This is a genomic window from Amycolatopsis sp. NPDC049253, assembly GCF_040678995.1.
In the GTDB taxonomy this organism is placed as follows: Bacteria; Actinomycetota; Actinomycetes; order Mycobacteriales; family Pseudonocardiaceae; genus Amycolatopsis.
Window position 1 is genome coordinate 1 of sequence record NZ_JBFAQX010000024.1, and the last position, 17793, is coordinate 17793.

General features: G+C 70.3%; 20 protein-coding genes and 3 pseudogenes. 16 read left to right on the forward strand and 7 right to left on the reverse strand.

Annotated elements, in window-relative coordinates:
• Window positions 1-115: 115 nt before the first annotated feature.
• Window positions 116-1033 carry an NADP-dependent oxidoreductase gene (locus tag AB0K15_RS36045; protein ID WP_364061024.1) on the reverse strand — a complete coding sequence of 306 codons (918 nt, stop codon included), beginning with the start codon at window positions 1031-1033 and terminating at the stop codon, window positions 116-118.
• Window positions 1030-1473: a nuclear transport factor 2 family protein gene (locus AB0K15_RS36050; RefSeq protein ID WP_364061027.1), complete on the reverse strand. Its 444-nt coding sequence runs from the start codon at window positions 1471-1473 to the stop codon at window positions 1030-1032. Before AB0K15_RS36050 ends, AB0K15_RS36045 begins: the two co-directional genes overlap by 4 nt.
• Window positions 1474-1567: 94 nt before the next feature.
• Between AB0K15_RS36050 and AB0K15_RS36055 the strand changes: the two genes are divergently transcribed.
• The 10 genes and pseudogenes from AB0K15_RS36055 to AB0K15_RS36100 all read left to right on the forward strand — a co-directional run bounded on the left by AB0K15_RS36055 (window position 1568) and on the right by AB0K15_RS36100 (window position 8538).
• Complete coding sequence (locus AB0K15_RS36055) at window positions 1568-2395, forward strand: LysR family transcriptional regulator (RefSeq protein ID WP_364061030.1); 828 nt, start codon at window positions 1568-1570, stop codon at window positions 2393-2395.
• A 122-nt stretch (window positions 2396-2517) separates the two neighbouring features.
• On the forward strand, window positions 2518-3204 hold the full coding sequence (locus tag AB0K15_RS36060) for an FCD domain-containing protein (RefSeq protein WP_364061033.1): 687 nt from the start codon (window positions 2518-2520) through the stop codon (window positions 3202-3204).
• Window positions 3205-3218: 14 nt separating this feature from the next.
• Window positions 3219-4046: a creatininase family protein gene (locus AB0K15_RS36065; protein WP_364061036.1), complete on the forward strand. Its 828-nt coding sequence runs from the start codon at window positions 3219-3221 to the stop codon at window positions 4044-4046.
• On the forward strand, window positions 4043-4900 hold the full coding sequence (locus tag AB0K15_RS36070) for a transporter substrate-binding domain-containing protein (protein WP_364061039.1): 858 nt from the start codon (window positions 4043-4045) through the stop codon (window positions 4898-4900). Before AB0K15_RS36065 ends, AB0K15_RS36070 begins: the two co-directional genes overlap by 4 nt.
• A 12-nt stretch (window positions 4901-4912) precedes the next feature.
• Window positions 4913-5668 (forward strand): amino acid ABC transporter permease, encoded by a 756-nt coding sequence (locus AB0K15_RS36075; RefSeq protein ID WP_364061042.1) that lies wholly within the window; start codon window positions 4913-4915, stop codon window positions 5666-5668.
• Window positions 5665-6438, forward strand: a complete 774-nt coding sequence (locus tag AB0K15_RS36080) for an amino acid ABC transporter ATP-binding protein (protein ID WP_364061045.1) — start codon at window positions 5665-5667, stop codon at window positions 6436-6438. Before AB0K15_RS36075 ends, AB0K15_RS36080 begins: the two co-directional genes overlap by 4 nt.
• 1 nt (window position 6439) lies before the next feature.
• On the forward strand, window positions 6440-7408 hold the full coding sequence (locus AB0K15_RS36085) for a PHB depolymerase family esterase (RefSeq protein WP_364061048.1): 969 nt from the start codon (window positions 6440-6442) through the stop codon (window positions 7406-7408).
• 440 nt (window positions 7409-7848) lie between these two features.
• Window positions 7849-8076 (forward strand): annotated as a pseudogene (locus AB0K15_RS36090) (transposase); the annotation flags it as partial.
• Between the two features lie 53 nt (window positions 8077-8129).
• Window positions 8130-8380: pseudogene (locus tag AB0K15_RS36095) on the forward strand (transposase); the annotation flags it as partial.
• Window positions 8371-8538, forward strand: a complete 168-nt coding sequence (locus AB0K15_RS36100; RefSeq protein ID WP_364061398.1) for a hypothetical protein — start codon at window positions 8371-8373, stop codon at window positions 8536-8538. The pseudogene AB0K15_RS36095 and the gene AB0K15_RS36100, both read left to right, overlap by 10 nt.
• 279 nt (window positions 8539-8817) lie before the next feature.
• Here AB0K15_RS36100 and AB0K15_RS36105 read toward each other — a convergent pair whose 3' ends face one another.
• Both AB0K15_RS36105 and AB0K15_RS36110 read right to left on the reverse strand, forming a co-directional pair.
• A complete protein-coding gene (locus AB0K15_RS36105) occupies window positions 8818-9288 on the reverse strand; it encodes a hypothetical protein (protein ID WP_364061051.1) in 471 nt (156 codons plus the stop codon).
• Window positions 9289-9382: 94 nt separating this feature from the next.
• Window positions 9383-9856: pseudogene (locus AB0K15_RS36110) on the reverse strand (LLM class flavin-dependent oxidoreductase); the annotation flags it as partial.
• 100 nt (window positions 9857-9956) lie between these two features.
• Between AB0K15_RS36110 and AB0K15_RS36115 the strand changes: the two are divergent.
• The gene (locus tag AB0K15_RS36115) at window positions 9957-10784 is read left to right on the forward strand and encodes a helix-turn-helix transcriptional regulator (protein WP_364061054.1); all 828 of its coding nucleotides are present in this window, start codon (window positions 9957-9959) and stop codon (window positions 10782-10784) included.
• A 4-nt stretch (window positions 10785-10788) separates the two neighbouring features.
• Here AB0K15_RS36115 and AB0K15_RS36120 read toward each other — a convergent pair whose 3' ends face one another.
• Window positions 10789-11241 (reverse strand): Lrp/AsnC family transcriptional regulator, encoded by a 453-nt coding sequence (locus tag AB0K15_RS36120; protein WP_364061057.1) that lies wholly within the window; start codon window positions 11239-11241, stop codon window positions 10789-10791.
• 149 nt (window positions 11242-11390) lie between these two features.
• On the opposite strand from AB0K15_RS36120, the gene pdhA reads away from it, so the two are divergent.
• The 3 genes from pdhA to AB0K15_RS36135 are packed head-to-tail and all read left to right on the forward strand — an operon-like array spanning window position 11391 to window position 14790.
• Window positions 11391-12494: a pyruvate dehydrogenase (acetyl-transferring) E1 component subunit alpha gene (gene pdhA / locus AB0K15_RS36125; protein WP_364061060.1), complete on the forward strand. Its 1104-nt coding sequence runs from the start codon at window positions 11391-11393 to the stop codon at window positions 12492-12494.
• Window positions 12491-13531 (forward strand): alpha-ketoacid dehydrogenase subunit beta, encoded by a 1041-nt coding sequence (locus AB0K15_RS36130; RefSeq protein ID WP_364061063.1) that lies wholly within the window; start codon window positions 12491-12493, stop codon window positions 13529-13531. The genes pdhA and AB0K15_RS36130 overlap by 4 nt, the downstream gene beginning before the upstream one ends.
• Window positions 13531-14790 (forward strand): dihydrolipoamide acetyltransferase family protein, encoded by a 1260-nt coding sequence (locus AB0K15_RS36135; protein ID WP_364061066.1) that lies wholly within the window; start codon window positions 13531-13533, stop codon window positions 14788-14790. The genes AB0K15_RS36130 and AB0K15_RS36135 overlap by 1 nt, the downstream gene beginning before the upstream one ends.
• Before the next feature lie 6 nt (window positions 14791-14796).
• Here the strand turns inward: AB0K15_RS36135 and AB0K15_RS36140 are convergent, their stop codons facing one another.
• Complete coding sequence (locus AB0K15_RS36140; RefSeq protein ID WP_364061069.1) at window positions 14797-15084, reverse strand: hypothetical protein; 288 nt, start codon at window positions 15082-15084, stop codon at window positions 14797-14799.
• A 283-nt stretch (window positions 15085-15367) separates the two neighbouring features.
• Here AB0K15_RS36140 and AB0K15_RS36145 point away from each other — a divergent pair, with 283 nt between their 5' ends.
• Complete coding sequence (locus tag AB0K15_RS36145; protein WP_364061072.1) at window positions 15368-15514, forward strand: hypothetical protein; 147 nt, start codon at window positions 15368-15370, stop codon at window positions 15512-15514.
• 1 nt (window position 15515) lies between these two features.
• On the opposite strand, the gene AB0K15_RS36150 is transcribed toward AB0K15_RS36145, so the two are convergent.
• Window positions 15516-17018: an amidohydrolase family protein gene (locus AB0K15_RS36150; protein WP_364061075.1), complete on the reverse strand. Its 1503-nt coding sequence runs from the start codon at window positions 17016-17018 to the stop codon at window positions 15516-15518.
• A 166-nt stretch (window positions 17019-17184) separates the two neighbouring features.
• Here AB0K15_RS36150 and AB0K15_RS36155 point away from each other — a divergent pair, with 166 nt between their 5' ends.
• A complete protein-coding gene (locus AB0K15_RS36155; RefSeq protein WP_364061078.1) occupies window positions 17185-17745 on the forward strand; it encodes an NAD(P)H-dependent oxidoreductase in 561 nt (186 codons plus the stop codon).
• The last annotated feature ends 48 nt before the right edge of the window (window positions 17746-17793 follow it).

Here is a 17793-nt window from a genome sequence, read left to right on the forward strand (position 1 = left end):
CGGAATCAGCGGCTCCGCGAGCGCCCACAACTCATCCGGCACCAGCCGCCGAGACAGATCATCCACAACCCAAGATCATCCACCAAGACCAGCCAAACCCCTACTGAGACACGCTCTAAGGCACCAGCACAGCCTTCCCCGGCGCATGCCCCTCCGCCAGCAACCGCTGCGCGTCAGCCGCCTGCGCCAGCGGGAAAGTCCGCGCCACCCGCACCGAAAGGGTGCCAGCCTCGGCCAGCTCGACCAAGGTCAGCAGGTCCCGCTGATCAAGCCGGGCGAACACCGGAACCGTACCGGGAAAGGAGAACTCCGCGATCGACGCCACCCGCACGCCGGACGACGCCAAGTTCGAAGTGGACGAAAGAGCGCCCCGCCCGACCGTGTCGAGGACCGCGTCGACGCCGGAAGGAACCAGCGCGCGAACCCGCGACGCCAGCCCCGGACCATAGGACACCGGCGAAGCACCCAACGACCGCAGGTACTCGTGATTGGCCTCCGAAGCCGTCCCGATCACCCGCACGCCACGCGAAACCGCCAGCTGCACGGCGAGTGAACCCACACCACCCGCGGCCGCGTGCACCAGCAGCGTCTCACCCGAGGACAACCCGAGGGCCCGGACCGCCTGCAACGCCGTCAGTCCACCCAGCGGCAGCCCGGCCGCCTCGGCCCACGACAGCCGGGAAGGCTTGCGCGCCAACGTCCGGACGTCGACAGCCACCTTCTCCGCGTACCCGCCGTTGCGGTGCGCGACCTCGCCGCGGATGAACCCGATCACCTCGTCACCCGGCGAGAACTCGGGTGCCGCCGGCCCCGCGCGTTCCACCACGCCGGCGACGTCCCACCCCGGCACCGCGGGAAAGTACGTCTCCTGCGCGTCGGCCAGCACGCCGGCCTGCAGCCCGAGGTCCGCGGGGTTCAAGGCCGCCGCCTTCACCCGCACCAGCACCCCGTCGATGTTCATCTTCGGGTCCGGCAGCTCCGCGAGCTCCAGCACCTCGGGCCCGCCGAACCGGTGGTGCACCACGGCTTTCACGACTGCAGCCCCGGCGGGAGCAGGTCGCCCAGCACGTCGTGGCGCGAGATCTTCCACTCGCCGTCGACGCGGCGCAGCTCGGTGTCGTAGTAGCCCGACTCGATCGGCCGCACGCCGTGTCCGGGCAGGGTCTCGAACACCACGTACTGCGCCGACAGGTGCGCCCGGTCGCCCTCGACCTCGATCAGGTGATCCGAGGTCACGTGGTGCCCGGAACCGCCCTCGGGGTGCGGGGCCATGAAGTTCTCCACCGCGTACCGCACGCCGGCGCCGCCGATCAGCGGTTCGCCGACCGGCTCGAAGCTGTCCGGACCGGTCCGGACGTGGATCCGGACCACGGCGTCGTCGGTGAACAGCGCGCCCTGCGCGGCGCCGTCTCGCCGGTCGGTCGCGCGGACATAGCGGGCCAGGACCTCCTGGACCGCACGTTCGTCACTCACGGAAATGGCCTTTCTCTGGGGGACGGCATCCAGAGAACGCCCCCGTGACCCGCGGAACGATGACCGTCGCGGCGACGATCATTACCCTGGAGGTATGGATCGCCTGGAGACGCGCGAGCTCGCCTACTTCGTCGCGGTGGCCGAGGAGCTGCACTTCGCCCGCGCCGCCGAGCGGCTCGGCATCGCGGCGCCGCCGCTGTCGCGCGCGATCGCCCGGCTCGAGCGGCGCATCGGCGTGCGGTTGTTCGACCGCACGAGCCGCCGCGTCTCCCTCACCGAAGCCGGCAAGGTCTTCCTCGCCGAAAGCCGCGCGGCGCTGGCCGCCGTGGATACCGCGGTGCGGCGAGCCCAACGCGCGGCGCGGCCGGCGCGGCTCGTGGTCGCCGTCCGCTCGGGCACCGGCGCGGGCCTGCTGTCCGACCTGCTCGAGGCCTACGCACGCCGCTCCGCCGCTGCGCCGGTCGAGCTACTGTTCACCACCGACCAGACCCGGGCACTGCGCGAAGGTGCCGCCGACGTCGCCCTCTTCTGCGCGTCCGCCGACACCACCGGACTAGCGACCACGGAGCTCGCCGTCGAATCGCCGGTCGCGCTCCTGCCCGTCTCCCACCCGCTCGCGACGCGCGCGGCCGTCCCGCTGGAGGAGCTGCGCCGGATCGACGCCTACCGCGCGTCGTGCCCGCCGGTGTCGCTCGACGAGATCGTCGACCGCGTCGCGCTCGGCGCGCTCGTGGTGGTCGTCGGCGAGAGCGCCGCGAGCCGGATCGGCGACGCCGTGGTGGCCGTCCCGGTCGTCGGCCAGGCCGGCACCACCCTTGTGCTGGGCCGCGCCGAGGGCACCCCGACGCCGGACCTGAAGGCCTTCGAACGCACCGCGAAGGACGTCGCCGCGCGCCGGCTCGCCACCGCCGGCACGGCGTAGCCCGCACACCCGAAGATCGCCCCACACCCTCCGGACCTGCATCTATGCACGTTCGTCGCGAAATCCTTGACTTCAAATTGAGCAAGTGATTTAGTCAATTCACTCGCAGAACGGAGTCACCGATGACCGAAGCGCACCCGAAACCCGGGCTGTCCGAGCAGCTCGTGGAAGGGCTGCTGGCGCTGATCGCCGACGAGCGACTGGCGCCGGGCGACAGCCTGCCGACCGTGCGCGTGCTGGCCGAGCGATTCTCCGTGACCACGCCGACGATCCGCGAAGCGCTGCGCCGGCTGCAGACCACCGACGCGGTGCGCATGCGCCACGGTTCGGGCATCTACGTGGGCGACGGGATCCACCGCACACTCATGCCGAACCCGAACTCAGCGCCGATGAAGGACGAGCTGATCCTCCAGCTCGTCGATGCCAGGCTCACGATCGAGCCCGGCATCGCGGCGCTGACGGCGGTCAACCGCAGCGAGGAAGGCCTGCAGCGCCTGGAACTCGCGCTCGACACGGCCAAGCGCGACAGCACCGACCACCGGCCGCACCTGAACTTCCACCGCGAGCTCGCCGGCGGTTCGGGCAACCAGGTGCTCTTCGAGGTCGTCGACTCGCTGCTCGCCGCACGTGGCCGGGAGCAGAAAGCCCTGCGCGCCCTCATCGAGGACCGCCGGCGCGACTACGAGGAGCACCTCGCCATCTTCGACGCCGTGCGCTCCGGCGACGCGGCCGCCGCGGAGGAACACACCCGCCACCACCTCGAACAACTCCGCACCGAAGTGGCCCGCCAGCTCGGGCGGGCCGAATGACCGGGAAAGACACCATGCCGATCGCACCACGTTCACATCGCCTCGCCGACCTCACCTGGCCCGAGATCGACGACCTGCGCCCGCACGCCCCCGTGGCGATCGTGCCGCTCGGAGCCACCGAACAGCACGGCCACGGGCTCGCGCAGCGCACCGACACCACCCGGGCCGAGGTCGTCGCAGACCTTGTGGCACAACACCTTTCGCCGAAGGTCGTGGTGACCCCGGTGATCCCCGTCGGGGTCTCCGAGCACCACATGGCCTTCCCCGGCACGCTCACGCTGTCGCCGATCACGCTGCAGCAGGTGATCGTGGAGCTCGTCACCAGCCTGCACCGCCACGGCTGGCGCAAGGTCTACGTGCTCACCGGCCACGGCGGCAACAACGCCACGGTCGAGGTCGCCGTCACGCGGCTGCGCACCGACCTGCCCGACCTGCACATCGCGTGGAGCGGGATCACGCCCGTGGTCTCGGACCTCGTGTCGAAGCTGTCCGAAAGCCGGATCGGAGGCCACTCCAGCGAAATCGAGACCTCGCAGGCGATGTTCGCCGACCCGGGCCTCGTGCTCCCCGGGCGGCTCACGCCCGGCAGCTCGACCTTCGACGACCTCGACCAGGCGGGCAAGCTCAGCCGCTCGCGGCCGGGGATCCACTTTCCACAGTCCTATCACGACCTGAGCAAGACCGGCACGCTCGGCGACGCCACCAAGTCGTCCGTCGAGATCGGTGCTCGGCTGGTGGAAGCCACCGTCGAGCGCATCAGCGGCTTCCTGCAGGAGTTCCTCGACCTGCCGGAACGCCAGTCAGCACCCACCCTCACCCGCATTCCCCAGGAGACGCCATGACCGCCCCGACCCGACGCCGTCTCGGAGTGGCCACCCTCGTGCTCGCGGCCGGCCTCACGCTGACCGCCTGCGGTGGCAGCGACGACCAGGCCGCCAACCCGCTCGGCACCGTCACCCCCGGCAAGGTCCACTTCGCCTTCCGCTCCGACGACAAGCCGACGTCGTTCATCGACGGCGGCAAGCCCGCCGGCTTCCTCATCGAGCTCACGCAGGCGATGGCGCAGAAAATGAACCTGACCGCCGACTACACGGCGACCGACTTCGCGAGCATGCTGCCCAACATCCGCAACCACAAGTACGACTCCGCCGCGTTCGGCACGCTCGTCACGCCACCGCGCCAGGAGGTCACCGACTTCACCACCGCGGTGAACTACGGGCAGGCCCAGCTGATCTCCCGCAAGAGCGCACCGCTGTCCAATGTGGATGCTTCGGGCGGCAAGACCATCGCGATCACCCGCGGCAGCGAGCTGATCCCGCTCGTGAAGAAGCGCGTGCCGACCGTGACGGTCAAGGAGTTCCCGAACATCGCGGCCAGCTCCAACGCGCTCACCGCGGGCCAGGTCGACGGGCTGTTCACCGGCGTCGCGACCACGAACGACCTCCTGGAGAAGCACCCGGACTACCAGGCCTCGCCGGCGATCACCAGCGGCATGACGGCGTTCCCCGTGGCCAAGGACAAGCCCGAGCTGAAGAAAGCGCTCGACGAGGCGCTCAAGGCCGTGATCGCCGACGGCACGTACACGAAGCTGTTCGACAAGTGGAACCCCAAGGGCATCGCGATCCCGTCGGACATGCTCAAGGCCTACCCCGGCATGCAGCAGCGCCCCGGCGTCACCGCTGCCGACGGGTCCTGAAAGGACAGTGCCATGGACGGCCTGAAACAAATCTGGGACACGTTCTTCGACCTCGACCTCATCGGCAGCACGCTCCCCACGCTGCTGAAGGAGGGGCTGCTGAACACCCTGTTCCTCACCGTGCTCGCGAGCGCGATCGGCCTCGTGGTCGGCATCTTCCTCGCCAGCGGCCTGATGTCGCGCTTCCGCGTGCTGCGCCTGCCCTGCCGCTGGTACGTCGACATCCTCCGCGGCCTGCCCCACATCCTGAGCATCTACCTCATCGGCCAGGGCCTGCCGCTGGCCGGGCTCACGATGTTCGGCAACTGGACCTACGGCTACGCGGCGCTCGCGATCGGGCTCATGGAAGGCGCTTACATGGCGGAGATCTTCCGCTCGGGCTTCCAGAGCGTCGACAAGGGCATCGTCGAAGCGTCGCGCAGCCTCGGGATGTCGCACACGAAGACCATGCGGCTCATCGTGATCCCGATCGGTTTCCGCCGCGTGCTGCCGGCGCTCACCGGCCAGTTCATCCTGGTCATCAAGAGCACGGCGCTGGTCTACCTGCTCGGCCTCGCCGCCGGGCAGCGGGAGATGTTCGCGATCGCCCAGGACACGTCCACCAACAACGCTTCGCTTTCACCGCTGGTCGCCGCGGGCCTGTTCTACCTGGCGATCACCGTGCCGCTCACCTACGTGGTGAACCGGTGGGACAAGCGGATGCGCGAAGGCCGGCCCGCCGCGCCCACCGCGCCGGCGGCCGTGCGCACCGAGGAGGCACTGGTATGACCCAGGCGAGCACCGCGGCGGCCGACGCCGTGACCACCACCGGGACGACCGTGCGTTACGAGCACATCGACAAGAGCTTCGGCAACACCCCGGTGCTGCACGACATCGTGCTCGAAGCGCCCGGCGGCACCACCACGTGCATCATCGGCCCGTCGGGTTCCGGCAAGTCGACACTGCTGCGCTGCACCAACCTGCTGGAGATCCCGACGGCCGGGCGCATCTTCATCGGGGACGAGGCCATCACCGACAAGGGCGCCGACGTCGACCGCATCCGCACCCGCGTCGGCATGGTGTTCCAGAACTTCCACCTGTTCCCGCACCACACGGTGCTCGACAACGTGACGCTCGCCCAGCAGCAGGTGCTGGGCGTGTCTCGCGACGAAGCTGTGGAGACCGCGCGGGCGAACCTCGCCGCGGTCGGGCTGGCGGCGTACGAGAACCGCCGGCCCTCCCAGCTCTCGGGCGGCCAGCAGCAGCGCGTGGCCATCGCACGGTCGCTGGCGATGAACCCCGAGGTGATGTTGTTCGACGAAGCGACGTCCGCACTCGACCCCGAGCTCGTGAAAGGCGTGCTCGCCGTGATGCGCGACCTGGCTTCCCGCGGCATGACGATGATCGTGGTGACGCACGAGATGCGGTTCGCCCGTGAGGTCGCCGAGCAGGTCGTGTTCCTCGACCAGGGACGGCTCGTGGAAGCCGCCCACCCCACCGAGTTCTTCGAGTCCCCCCGCAGTGACCGGCTCCGGTCCTTCCTCGACGAGGTGCTCTGAATTGAGATTCGCCAAGCTCGCCGCTGTCGCCGCGCTTGCGCTGACCGCCACGGCGGTCGTGCCGCAGACCGCGTCCGCGACCCCCTCCGTGCGCAACTATCCCAAGGTTTCGACGGGCTGCACCGCGCACTCCACCTCCCTGCCGCTCGGGCAGACGGTCACGCAGACCATCACCTCCGGCGGGCTTTCCCGCGACTACCTGATCCACCTGCCCGCGAACTACCAGCCAGGTCACCCGAAGCCCGTGGTCATGGCGTTCCACGGCCGCAAGGGCGACGGCAGCGACATCGAGGAGTTCTCCGGCATCGACGGCCTCGACACCATCGCCGTCTACCCGGTGGGCGCCAAGGGTCTCGACGACCAGCGCGCCTGGCAGAGCGCCCCGTACGCCGCGGAAGGCGTCGACGACGTCCGCTTCGTCGGCGACCTGCTCGACCACCTCCAGGCGACGCTGTGCGTGGACCCGCTGCGGATCTTCGCCACCGGCAAGTCCAACGGCGCCGGCTTCGTGTCGCTGCTGGCCTGCCAGCTGCCGATGCGCATCGCCGCCTTCGCCACGATCGCCGGTGCCTTCTACCCGGGCACCACGGTGGGCTGCTCGTCGAGCGTCCCCGCCCCGATCGTCGACTTCCACGGCACCGCCGACCCGACCATCGAGTACAACGGCGGCACCAGCCACAGCGAGCCCATCCCCTACCTCATGGACTGGGCCCAGAACTGGGCGAACCACAACCACTGCGCCGCGACGCCGGTCAGCACCCCGATCGGCTCCGACGTGATCCAGTTCTCCTGGCAGAACTGCGCCGTCAACGCCTCGGTCACCCACTACCGCATCCTCGGCGCCGGCCACACCTGGCCCGGCGAGCTCGTGGACAGCGGCCCGGGCTCGGCGACGCAGACGGTGAAGGCTCAGCAGGTGATCTGGAGCTTCTTCAACGCCCACACCCTGGGTTCCGGCTTGTTCCGCTGATCTGAAGAAATGCGCGGCCGGGCGCAGCTGCGCCCGGCCGCGCATTTCGTTTTGTCCGGACCTTTGCCGGCACGGGCGGGTGCTCGGCCAGATCTTCCTTGACTCGCGGATCGGTCGAGGAGGGCACGGTCATGAATTCGGACGACCGACGGGCCGGCGCGGGACGGCCCGGGCAAACGACCGCGTCGACCTGACTGCGGGCACCGCCGATGAGGTGACCGGCCCGTCGGGCAAGGTCCCACGCCGACCTGTCCCAGCGGGAGCCGAACTCGGCGGAGCTACTGCGACGCAACGGCTTCACGATCGGGGCGCCGGTGGCTCCGCGGTTGATGATCGCCTTTTCGTGCGCGAGGGCAGCGCGGCGCGCGCCCTGGTGCTCGAAGAACTCCTGGCAAAATGGATCTTGGCATAAGTTGATCCAGGAGGTTGTCGGTCGGCGCGTGAGGAAGGGACAGCAGCCTCCGTGGATCGTCTCCGACGAGTTGCGGGTGCGGATCGAGCTGCGGCTACCGGTCGTCCCGCGACGCACTGACCATCCAGGCCGCCAGCATCCGGATGACCGGAAAGTCCCGTGCGGCATCCTGTTCGTGGTCTGCACCACGATTCAGTACGAGTTCCTGCGGCTGGAACTGGGCTTCGGTTCCGGTATGACGTGCTGGCAGCGCCTACCGCGCCCGAACTGGCTCGACAACACCATCTGATCACCGAAGCGCACGGTATCCCGTTGCAGGTGTCGCTGACCCGGCGGCAACCGCAACGACGTCACCCGGTTTTATACCCCTGATCCAGACGATCCCGCCGGTTCGGGTCCGTCGCGGACGGCCCCGACAGCGACCGGACGCACTGCATGCCGACCGTGGGTATGACCACGACGAGTACCGCAAGCAGGTCCGCGAAGTCGGGATTACGCCGGTCATTGCTCGACGCGGTGAGCAGCACGGCTCCGGACTGGGCGTGTACCGGTGGGGCGTCGGGCCGACGGCAGCCTGCGCACTGACGTCACCCCCGACGATGTGCTGATCCTCATGGGCGGCATCGCCTATTCGGTGCAGCACGGCACCAAAGAACAGGCCGGTCGACTCGTCGACCTCTTCATGGACGCGCTGACCAAAGGCGCGACAGCGAGCTAAACCCACCACCCTGCCCGGCCGGCGCGTCGAACGCACGCACAAGTGCGCCACGCCGGCCTCTCTTCGTCGAGCGGTTCTGCCCGCACTCGTCAGTTCCCCTCCGAGTTTCTGACTCGGCTCCGCCGAGGCGCGCGAGATCGCCGCCCCCTCTCGGTTTTCGCTCGGTCGTTCGGCCGCGCGAAACCGCTCAGTCCAAGAAGCCGGCGCGATCTCGTAACCGCGGTAACCAGGCTGACCTGACCTCGCGGGGGGTGGCCAGGCCGCCACCCCCGCCATGGCTCAAGCCATCAGGTCCCGCACCATCGGCGCCACGCGGGTCCCGTACAGCTCGATGTTGCGCAGCACCGAGCCCCGCGGCAGGCCGGCCAGCCCGTACTTCAGGTCGAACCGCGTGGCCCCCACCGTCTTGAGCGACGCGGCGATCTTGCGTGCGACCGTCTCCGGCGAGCCGACGTGCCAGGCGCCCCGCTCGGAGATCTCCTCCAGGAACTGCTCCCGCGACGGCGGCCGGAACCCCCGTTCGCGCGCGACGCGGGTGAGCACGTCGACGTAGTGCGGGTACAGCTCCTCCATCGCGTCCTCGTCGCTGTCGGCGATGTGACCGGGCATGTGCAGCCCGACCGCCTTCTGCGGTTTGTCCAGGCGGCGCTGCACGTCGCGGAACAGGTCCGCGAACGGCTTGAACCGCGCGGCCGGGCCACCGATGATCGCGAGCATCAGCGACATGCCGTACTTCGCCGTCCGCAGCACCGATTCGGGGCTGCCGCCGACGCCGATCCACGCCGGGATCGGGCCCGTCTCCGTGTGCGGGCACCACTTCCCGGCCGCTCAACGAAGGTCGCAGCCGGCCGGACCACGTCACGGGCTTCTCCTCCAGCAGGCGGGAGAACAGGTCCACCTTCTCGTCGAACAGCTCGTCGTAGTCGCCCAGGTCGTAGCCGAACAGCGGGAACGACTCAGTGCTCGACCCGCGCCCCAGGATCACCTCCGCGCGGCCGTGCGACAGCGCGTCGAGGGTCGAGTAGCGCTGGAAGACGCGCACGGGGTCGTCGGAGCTCAGCACCGTGACGGCGGAGCCCAGCCGGATGCGCGACGTGCGCGCCGCGACAGCCGCCAGCACCACGTCGGGCGCCGAGAGCGGCATGTCCACCGTGTGGTGCTCGCCGATGCCGAAGAAGTCGAGGCCCACGTGGTCGGCGAGCACGCCGTGCTCCACCAGGCCGCGGATGGTCTCGGCGTGGCTGACGGGCGCGCCGCCGTCGTCGGACAGCACGTCCCCGAACGTGTCCAGTCCGAGGGTGACCGAATACTTCGTCATGCCCCGATGTTGTAACCACCACGGCAACCGCACCTCGCCACGCGCTGGGTACCCACACGAGGGGACGGCAGCGGGCGAGCCGCCGAAGGAGAATCGGGTTATGAGCGAGCAGCGCAATACCGAACTCGGGGACTTCCTGCGCTCCCGCAGGGCGGCGTTGACGCCCGCGGAGACCGGGGTCCCGACCTACGGCACCCCGCGGCGCGTCCCCGGGCTGCGGCGGGAAGAGGTCGCGCAGCTCGCGGGCGTGAGTGTGAACTACTACACCCGCATCGAGCAGGGCGAGAGCCACCAGATGTCCGACTCGGTGATGGAGGCCATCGCCAACGCGCTGCGCCTCGACGAGAGCGAGCGGACGCACCTGCTGCGCCTGGCCTGGCCCGCCCAGGTGGTGCGGCGGGAGGCAGGCCCGGAAATGGTGCGCGACTCCGTTCTCGCGCTGGTCGAAAGCAACATCGACCAGGCTGCGGTCATCGTCGGCCGGCGGACCGACCTGCTCGGCGGCAACCGGCTCGGTTTCGCGTTGCTCGGCATCGACCGCGACGCGCGGCCCAACCTGACCAAGCACATGTTCCTCGAGCCCGCGATGCGCGACCTCGTGGTCGACTGGGAGCGCCAGGCCCGCAACGCGGCGTCCTACCTGCGGATGGCCACCGGCGAGGTGACCGAAGACCCGAAGATGGCGGAGCTGATCGGTGATCTGAGCATCCACAGCCCCGAGTTCGCGCGGATCTGGGCCTCGCACCCCGTTGCGGAGTGCCTCCACTCGGTCCGCGAGTACGACCACCCGCTCGTCGGGCGGCTCACCCTCAACGAGGAGAGCCTGCGGATGCCCGACGACTCGGGTCAGCGCATCATCTTCGCCGGCGCCGAGCCCGGCTCGCCGTCGGCCGAGCGCCTGAAGCTGCTCGACTCGCTGGTCTCCTGAGGCCTCACAGCTCGTCGAAGACCAGCACGGTGTGCGTCGAGAGCACGTCCGGCATCGCCTGAAGCCGTTCGAAGACCAGGTGGCGCAGGCTGTCGGCGTCGCTCGTGCGCACGAACAGGATGAGGTCGTTGTCCCCCGAGACGAGCCCGCCATGCTCGATCTCGGGGATGCTCTTGAGCGCGGCGCTCACGGTGCGCCACGAGTTCTGCGTGACCTTGAGGTAGACGTACGCGGCGAGTCCCTGCCCCATCCGGCGCGGATCGGTGACCGCGGCGTACCCGGTGATCACGCCTTCGCGGTGCAGCCGCTCCACCCGGGTGTAACAGCCCGCTCGCGAAATGTGCACGCGCTCGGCCAGCGCGCGCATCGACGCGCGCCCGTCGGCCTTCAGCTCGGCGATGAGTTTCAGGTCGACCTCGTCGAGGGCCGCCGCCATTCGTCCACCCGGCTCGGACATCCCGGCACCTCCCGAAGCCAATAATCCGGCCCAATCTAAGCAGAAGAGCCATTGTTCCACACTTGTCGTCGATACCTGGATCCCTGATCGGCACACAGCGAAGATCGGCGTTAGACGTCTTCCCTGTCCCCCGTCGATCGGAGCTGCCGGTGACCACCACGGAACGCACCGCCGCGTCGTTCTTCCTCCCGAGCGACGAGCCGCTGGGCCTCATCACCGCCGACGGCGCGCCCGTCGCCGACGCCGCCCTGGAGATGCCCGCCGACGACGTGCTGCTGCGCCTGCACCGCGCGATGGTGTCGGGCCGCCGCTTCGACGCACAGGCCACCGCGCTCACCAAGCAGGGCCGCCTCGCCGTGTACCCGTCCGCGCGCGGCCAGGAGGCCGGCGAGATCGGCTCGATCCTCGCGTTGCGTCCGCAGGACTGGCTCTTCCCGACCTACCGCGACTCGATGGCCGTGGTCGCGCGCGGCGTCGACCCGGTCGAGGTCCTCACGCTGCTGCGCGGCGACTGGCACTGCGGCTACGACCCATACCAAACCAACGTCGCGCCCCAGTGCACGCCGCTGGCCACGAACACGCTGCACGCCGTCGGGTTCGCCCACGCCGCCAAGACCAAGGGCGAGGACACCGTCGCGCTCGTGCTGCTCGGCGACGGCGCCACCAGCGAAGGCGACACGCACGAGGCGCTGAACTTCGCGGCCGTGTGGCAGTCGCCGGTGGTGTTCCTGGTGCAGAACAACTGTTACGCCATCAGCGTGCCGCTCTCGAAGCAGACCGCGGCGCCTTCGCTCGCGCACAAGGGCGTGGGCTACGGCATGCCGTCGGTGCTGGTGGACGGCAACGACGCGGCCGCCGTGCACGCCGTGGTGGAGCAGGCTGTCGCGCGCGCCGCCGCCGGTGGCGGGCCGACGCTGATCGAGGCCCTCACCTACCGCATCGAGTCGCACACCAACGCCGACGACGCGTCCCGCTACCGCGACCGCGCCGAGGTCGAAGCCTGGCTCACCCGCGACCCGATCGCACGGCTCGAGCGCTACCTCACCGACCGCGGCCTGCTCGACGACGCCGCGCGCGAAGAGATCGCCGCGCGCGCCGAGACCGAAGCCGCGTCCTTGCGCGAGCGCATGAACGTGGACACCGTGCTCGACCCGGCGGACCTGTTCCGCCACGTATACGCCGAGCCGACGGCCGCGTTGCGCCGCCAGGCCGAGGACCTCACCGCCGAACTCTCCTTCGGAGCCGAAGAATGACCGCGACCCTGGAGCCCGCTCAGGCTCTGAAGCCGGACACCGTGACCATGGCCGGCGCGCTCAACCGCGCCCTCGCCGACGCGCTGGCCGAGGACGAGCGCGTGCTCGTGTTCGGGGAGGACGTCGGCACGCTCGGCGGCGTCTTCCGCGTCACCGACGGGCTCGCCGCCCGCTTCGGCGAGACGCGCGTGTTCGACACCCCGCTCGCCGAGTCGGGCATCGTCGGCACGGCCATCGGCATGGCGATGAACGGCCTGCGGCCCGTGGTGGAGATGCAGTTCGACGCGTTCGCCTACCCGGCGTTCGAACAGATCACCAGCCACCTGGCGAAGCTGCGCAACCGCACGCGCGGCGCCGTCGAGCTGCCCATCGTGATCCGGATCCCCTACGGCGGGGGCATCGGCGGCGTCGAGCACCACTGCGACTCCTCCGAGGTCTACTACACGCACACGGCCGGCCTGCGCGTCGTCACGCCGGCTTCGCCTGCCGACGCGTACGCGCTGCTGCGCCAGGCGATCGACAGCCCGGACCCGGTGATCTTCCTGGAGCCCAAGCGGCGGTACTGGGAGAAGGAGACCGTGCTGCTCGACCACCGATCGTCCACTCTGGACCGTGCGGTCGCGCGGCGCCCGGGCACCGACGTCACGCTGATCTCCTACGGCGGCGCGCTCGGCACCACGCTCGAAGCCGCCGCGGCCGCCGAGGAAGAGGGCTACAGCGCCGAGGTGATCGACCTGCGCAGCCTCGCGCCCTTCGACCTCGACACGGTCGCCGCTTCGGTGCGGCGCACCGGACGCGCGGTCGTGGTGCACGAGGCGAGCCGGTTCTGCGGTTACGGCGCCGAGGTCGCGGCCCAGCTCTCGGAGACGTGCTTCCACTACCTGGAGGCACCCGTGCTCCGCGTCGGCGGGTTCGACATCCCTTACCCCGCACCGAACCTGGAGAAGCACCACCTGCCGAACGTCGACCGCGTGCTCGACGCGATCGAGCGGCTGCAGTGGGACGACGCCGCTCCGCTCACGAACACGGAGGCGTGATGGCCGTCTTCAAGCTGCCCGACCTGGGCGAGGGCCTGACCGACGCCGAGATCGTCGCGTGGCACGTGGCCGTGGGCGACACCGTGACCGTCGACCAGACGGTGGTGGAGGTCGAAACGGCCAAGGCGAGCGTCGAGGTACCGGTGCCGTTCGCCGGCCGGGTCACGACGCTGCACGGCGCGGCCGGCGACGTGCTGACCGTCGGCAGTCCGCTGATCACCGTGGAGGAGGCACCGGCGTTTCTCGAGCCGGGAGTGGTGACACCGACGCCGTCCGCGTCCTCTTCGGAGGGCAGCGGCAATGTCTTGATCGGGTACGGCACCGGCACGACCCAGGCGCGGCGGACCCGTCGCGCGCGGGGCACGCGACGGCCGGCGGCTGCCGCCGTGCCCGCGCCGCGGCCGGTGAACGAGCGCGTGCGCGTGGTGTCACCGCTGGTGCGGCAGCTCGCCAAGCAGTCCGGTGTGGACATCCACGCGCTCGCCGGTTCGGGTACCGACGGGCTCATCAGCCGGGCCGATGTCGAGCGAGCGATCGCCGCGACCGTGGAGCCGGCCGCTCCTGCCGCCGCTGACGAACGCCGCATCCCGTTGCGCGGCGTCCGCAAGACCGTCGCCGACAAGCTCACCCGCTCGCGCCGCGAGATCCCGGAGGCCACGGTGTGGGTCGACGTCGACGCGACGGCCCTGCTCGAAACCCGCGCCGCCCTCAACGCCGACACCGCCGCCCCGAAGATCAGCCTGCTCGCGTTGCTGGCCAAGTTCACCGTCGAGGGCCTGCGCCGTTTCCCCGAGCTCAACGCGCACCTCGACGGCGACGAGATCGTGATCCCCTCGGCCGTGCACCTCGGGTTCGCCGCGCAGACCGACCGCGGCCTCGTGGTCCCCGTCGTGCCCGGCGCGCACGAGCTGTCCGTGGAACAGCTCTCCGGCGCCCTCGCCGAACGCACCGAGCGCGCCCGCTCCGGCTCACTCGCCCCCGCCGAGCTCACGGGCGGCACCTTCACGATCAACAACTACGGCGTGTTCGGCGTCGACGGTTCCGCCGCGATCATCAACCACCCCGAGGTCGCGATCCTCGGGATCGGCCGGATCATCGACCGCCCGTGGATCGTCGAGGGCCAGGTCGTGCCGCGCAAGATCACCGAGCTGACGCTGGCGTTCGACCACCGCGTCTGCGACGGCGGCACGGCGGGCGGGTTCCTGCGGTTCATCGCGGACTGCGTGGAGTCACCGCTGCGGCTCCTGCGCGGCTTGTAGCACTGCTCAGGCGAACTTGATCTCACTGAGGTCGATCGACACCAGCAGCGGTTCCGGAACCGGCTTGCCGTCCTCCCCGGCGGGGTAGACGCGGCGCTTGGTCGGGACCACGATGCCGTCGACCTCGCGGTGCTCCGAGGAGTAGTGCGCCGCGGGGCCGCCGGCGACCACCTCGGCGTCGTAGTCGTGGCGGCGGATGAGGCCGTCGGCGTCGAAGTAGAACGTCTGCACCTTGCTGTGCGTGGTGATGTCGTCGGGGAACTCCACCCGCAGGCCCCGCACAAGCGTGCCCACCCCAGCACCCATGACCGACCACATCCCCGGCCGAAGCAGCGTCCCTGCCGCCTGGCGCCCCGGCCCGCCCGGGGCCGCCGCCCGGCGTGCGATCGCGGAGCCGGCCGCGTTCACCGGCGCCGAACGCGTCGACGTCTCCGGTCGCGTACCCGAACCGTGGCGGGCCACACTGATCCGGAATTGACGTTTTCCTTGCGCGACTTGATCATGCGCCGAGCCTCCCCCTCGCCGTACCGTAAAGCTTAGCTTTGACAAGTATTACCGCGAGAAAGGACCATCCGCCATGTGGGCGCCCCTCACCGTTGCGCTGCTGATCGGCTTCGTCGGGAACCTGACGCTGGACCGGGCCGGGGCCGCGATCGTGTTCCTCGTGCTCGCGGCGGCGACGGTCGCCACCGCGGTCGGGCTGCGCCGGCGCACTGCGGCCTGAGTCAGGCGCGCACGGGCTTGCCCGGCAACGCGCCGGGAACGATCGAGCCGGCGCGAACCACCGGGGCGCCGTTCACGAGCACGTGTTCGATCCCCACCGACGGCCGCGTGCCGTCCACATAGGACGCCTGGTCGGCGATCCGCGCGGGGTCGAACACCACCACGTCGGCGTCGCTGCCGGCGCGCAGGCGGCCCTTGCGCCGCAGGGCGGGCACGGCTTCGTCCAGGACCTGCGCGGGCAGCAGGGAGCAGCGCGCCACCGCTTCGGACAACGTCAGCTTCCCGCTTTCGCGGTGCAGCCGGCGGATGGCGCGCGAGAACGTGCCCGCGCCGCGCGGGTGGCCGAGCGCGCCGGGCGGAAGGGGCCACGTCAGCGGATCCGGCCGCGCACCCGTCCACGTCAGCGGCATGGCGTCGCTCGCGATGGCGGTGCCCTCGAAGAGCAGGGCGCGCTCCAGCGCCGGGTCGTTCGCGTCGAGGAAGTGCAGCAGCGCGAGCGCGCCCGGCGTGCTCGCGCGGACCTCGGCGAGGCGGGCGGCGTCCGCGATGCGCTCCCCCGTGCCGACGAGCACGAGCGAGTCGGGCCGGATGCCTTGGCGCGCCAGGACTTCCGGAGCCAGGAACGCCGCGCCGACGGCCGTCGAGCCGGCACCGTAGGGATACGCCTCGGTGGTCACCTCGGCGCCTTCCATCCGGCAGCGCTCCACGAGCCCGAGCACGCGGTCGACCTGGCGCCCCGACGTGCTGTTCACGTGGCAGTAGTGCAGGTGCACACCGGTTTGCCCGGCGACGCGTGCGATCTCCTCGGCGCCGTCGACGGGCACGTCCGGGTCGGCTTCGACGAGCGGGCGCGCGTGCGTGAACGCGGGCAGCCCGGCCTCGGCGGCCAACTCCGCCACGGCGACGAACTCGGCCGGGTCCAAGTGCGGCGCGTAGCCGGCGAGCACACCGATGCCCAGCGCACCGTCGGCCAGGTCCCGCGACAGGTGCTCGAAGATCCGCGCGCGCTCGGCCGCCGACGCCTCGGCGCGCCACGCGGGCACGCCCAGGTACGTGAGCACCGTGTCCGGCGGGCCGTCGAGCGGCGCGCCCGCGAGCACGGCCATGCGCGCCAGCGCCCACGACGTCGAGTAGCCGTAGTTGATCGGCCGGCCCTCCGCCGCGGCCCGCGCGTACGCCGCACCGACCGGGGTGATGCCGGCCTCCAGCTCCAGCGCCGTGGTGACGCCGTCGAGCGCCTGCAGCCGCTGTTCCGGAATCGCCTGGCCGTGGCTGTGCAGATCGACGAAGCCCGGCGCGACGACGAGGCCGGTCGCGTCGATCGTCTGCTCGCCGCGAAGCGGTGTTGCGGACACCACACTCACCGTGCCGCCGGTGATTCCGACATCGGCCACCGAATCGAAGCCGCTCTCCGGGTCGAGCACGCGACCGCCGCTGATCACGAGCGGATAGCTGTCCTGCGAGGTGGTCACGATTCGCTCCTGGAAGTGGGCGACGGCACGCACAAGGTACTGCTCTTCACCCGACCGTGGGAATGACCCTCACCCCAGGTTTGTTGACATGTCCGCAGAGCGGTGACTAAATTGCGGACGCGTCATCAAATACCTCTGGATCAAGACCTGACCAGTGCGACTGAACCGATGACCACCCCTCGAACCAGGAAAGTCGGACATGACCAAGATTGCGATCATCCTCGGCAGCACCCGTCCGGGCCGCAACGGCGAAGCCGTGGCGAAGTGGGCCCTCGACATCGCGAAGCAGCGCGGCACCGCCGAGTACGAGCTCCTCGACCTCCTCGACTACGAGCTCCCGCACCTCGACGAGCCGCTGCCGGCGGGCATGAACCAGTACTCGCAGGCGCACACCAAGCGCTGGGCCGAGAAGATCGCCGAGTTCGACGGCTTCGTCTTCGTGACGGCCGAGTACAACCACGCCGTCCCGGGCCCCCTGAAGAACGCCATCGACTTCCTGGCCGCCGAGTGGGCCAACAAGGCCGCCGGTTTCGTCAGCTACGGGGCCAACGGCGGCGTCCGCGCCGTGGAGCAGCTGCGTCTCGTGCTCGGTAACCTGCAGGTCGCCAGCGTGACGAGCCAGGTCGCGCTGTCGCTGTTCACCGACTTCGAGAACATGTCGGTGTTCAAGCCGGCCGAGATGCACACCGGCTACCTCAACACGACGCTCGACCAGGTCGAGGCGTGGAGCAAGGCGCTCGCCACCGTTCGCACCGCCTGAGTCCGCGTGTTTGGCCTCCCGCCCACGGGGTAGCCAGTGGGCACCAGC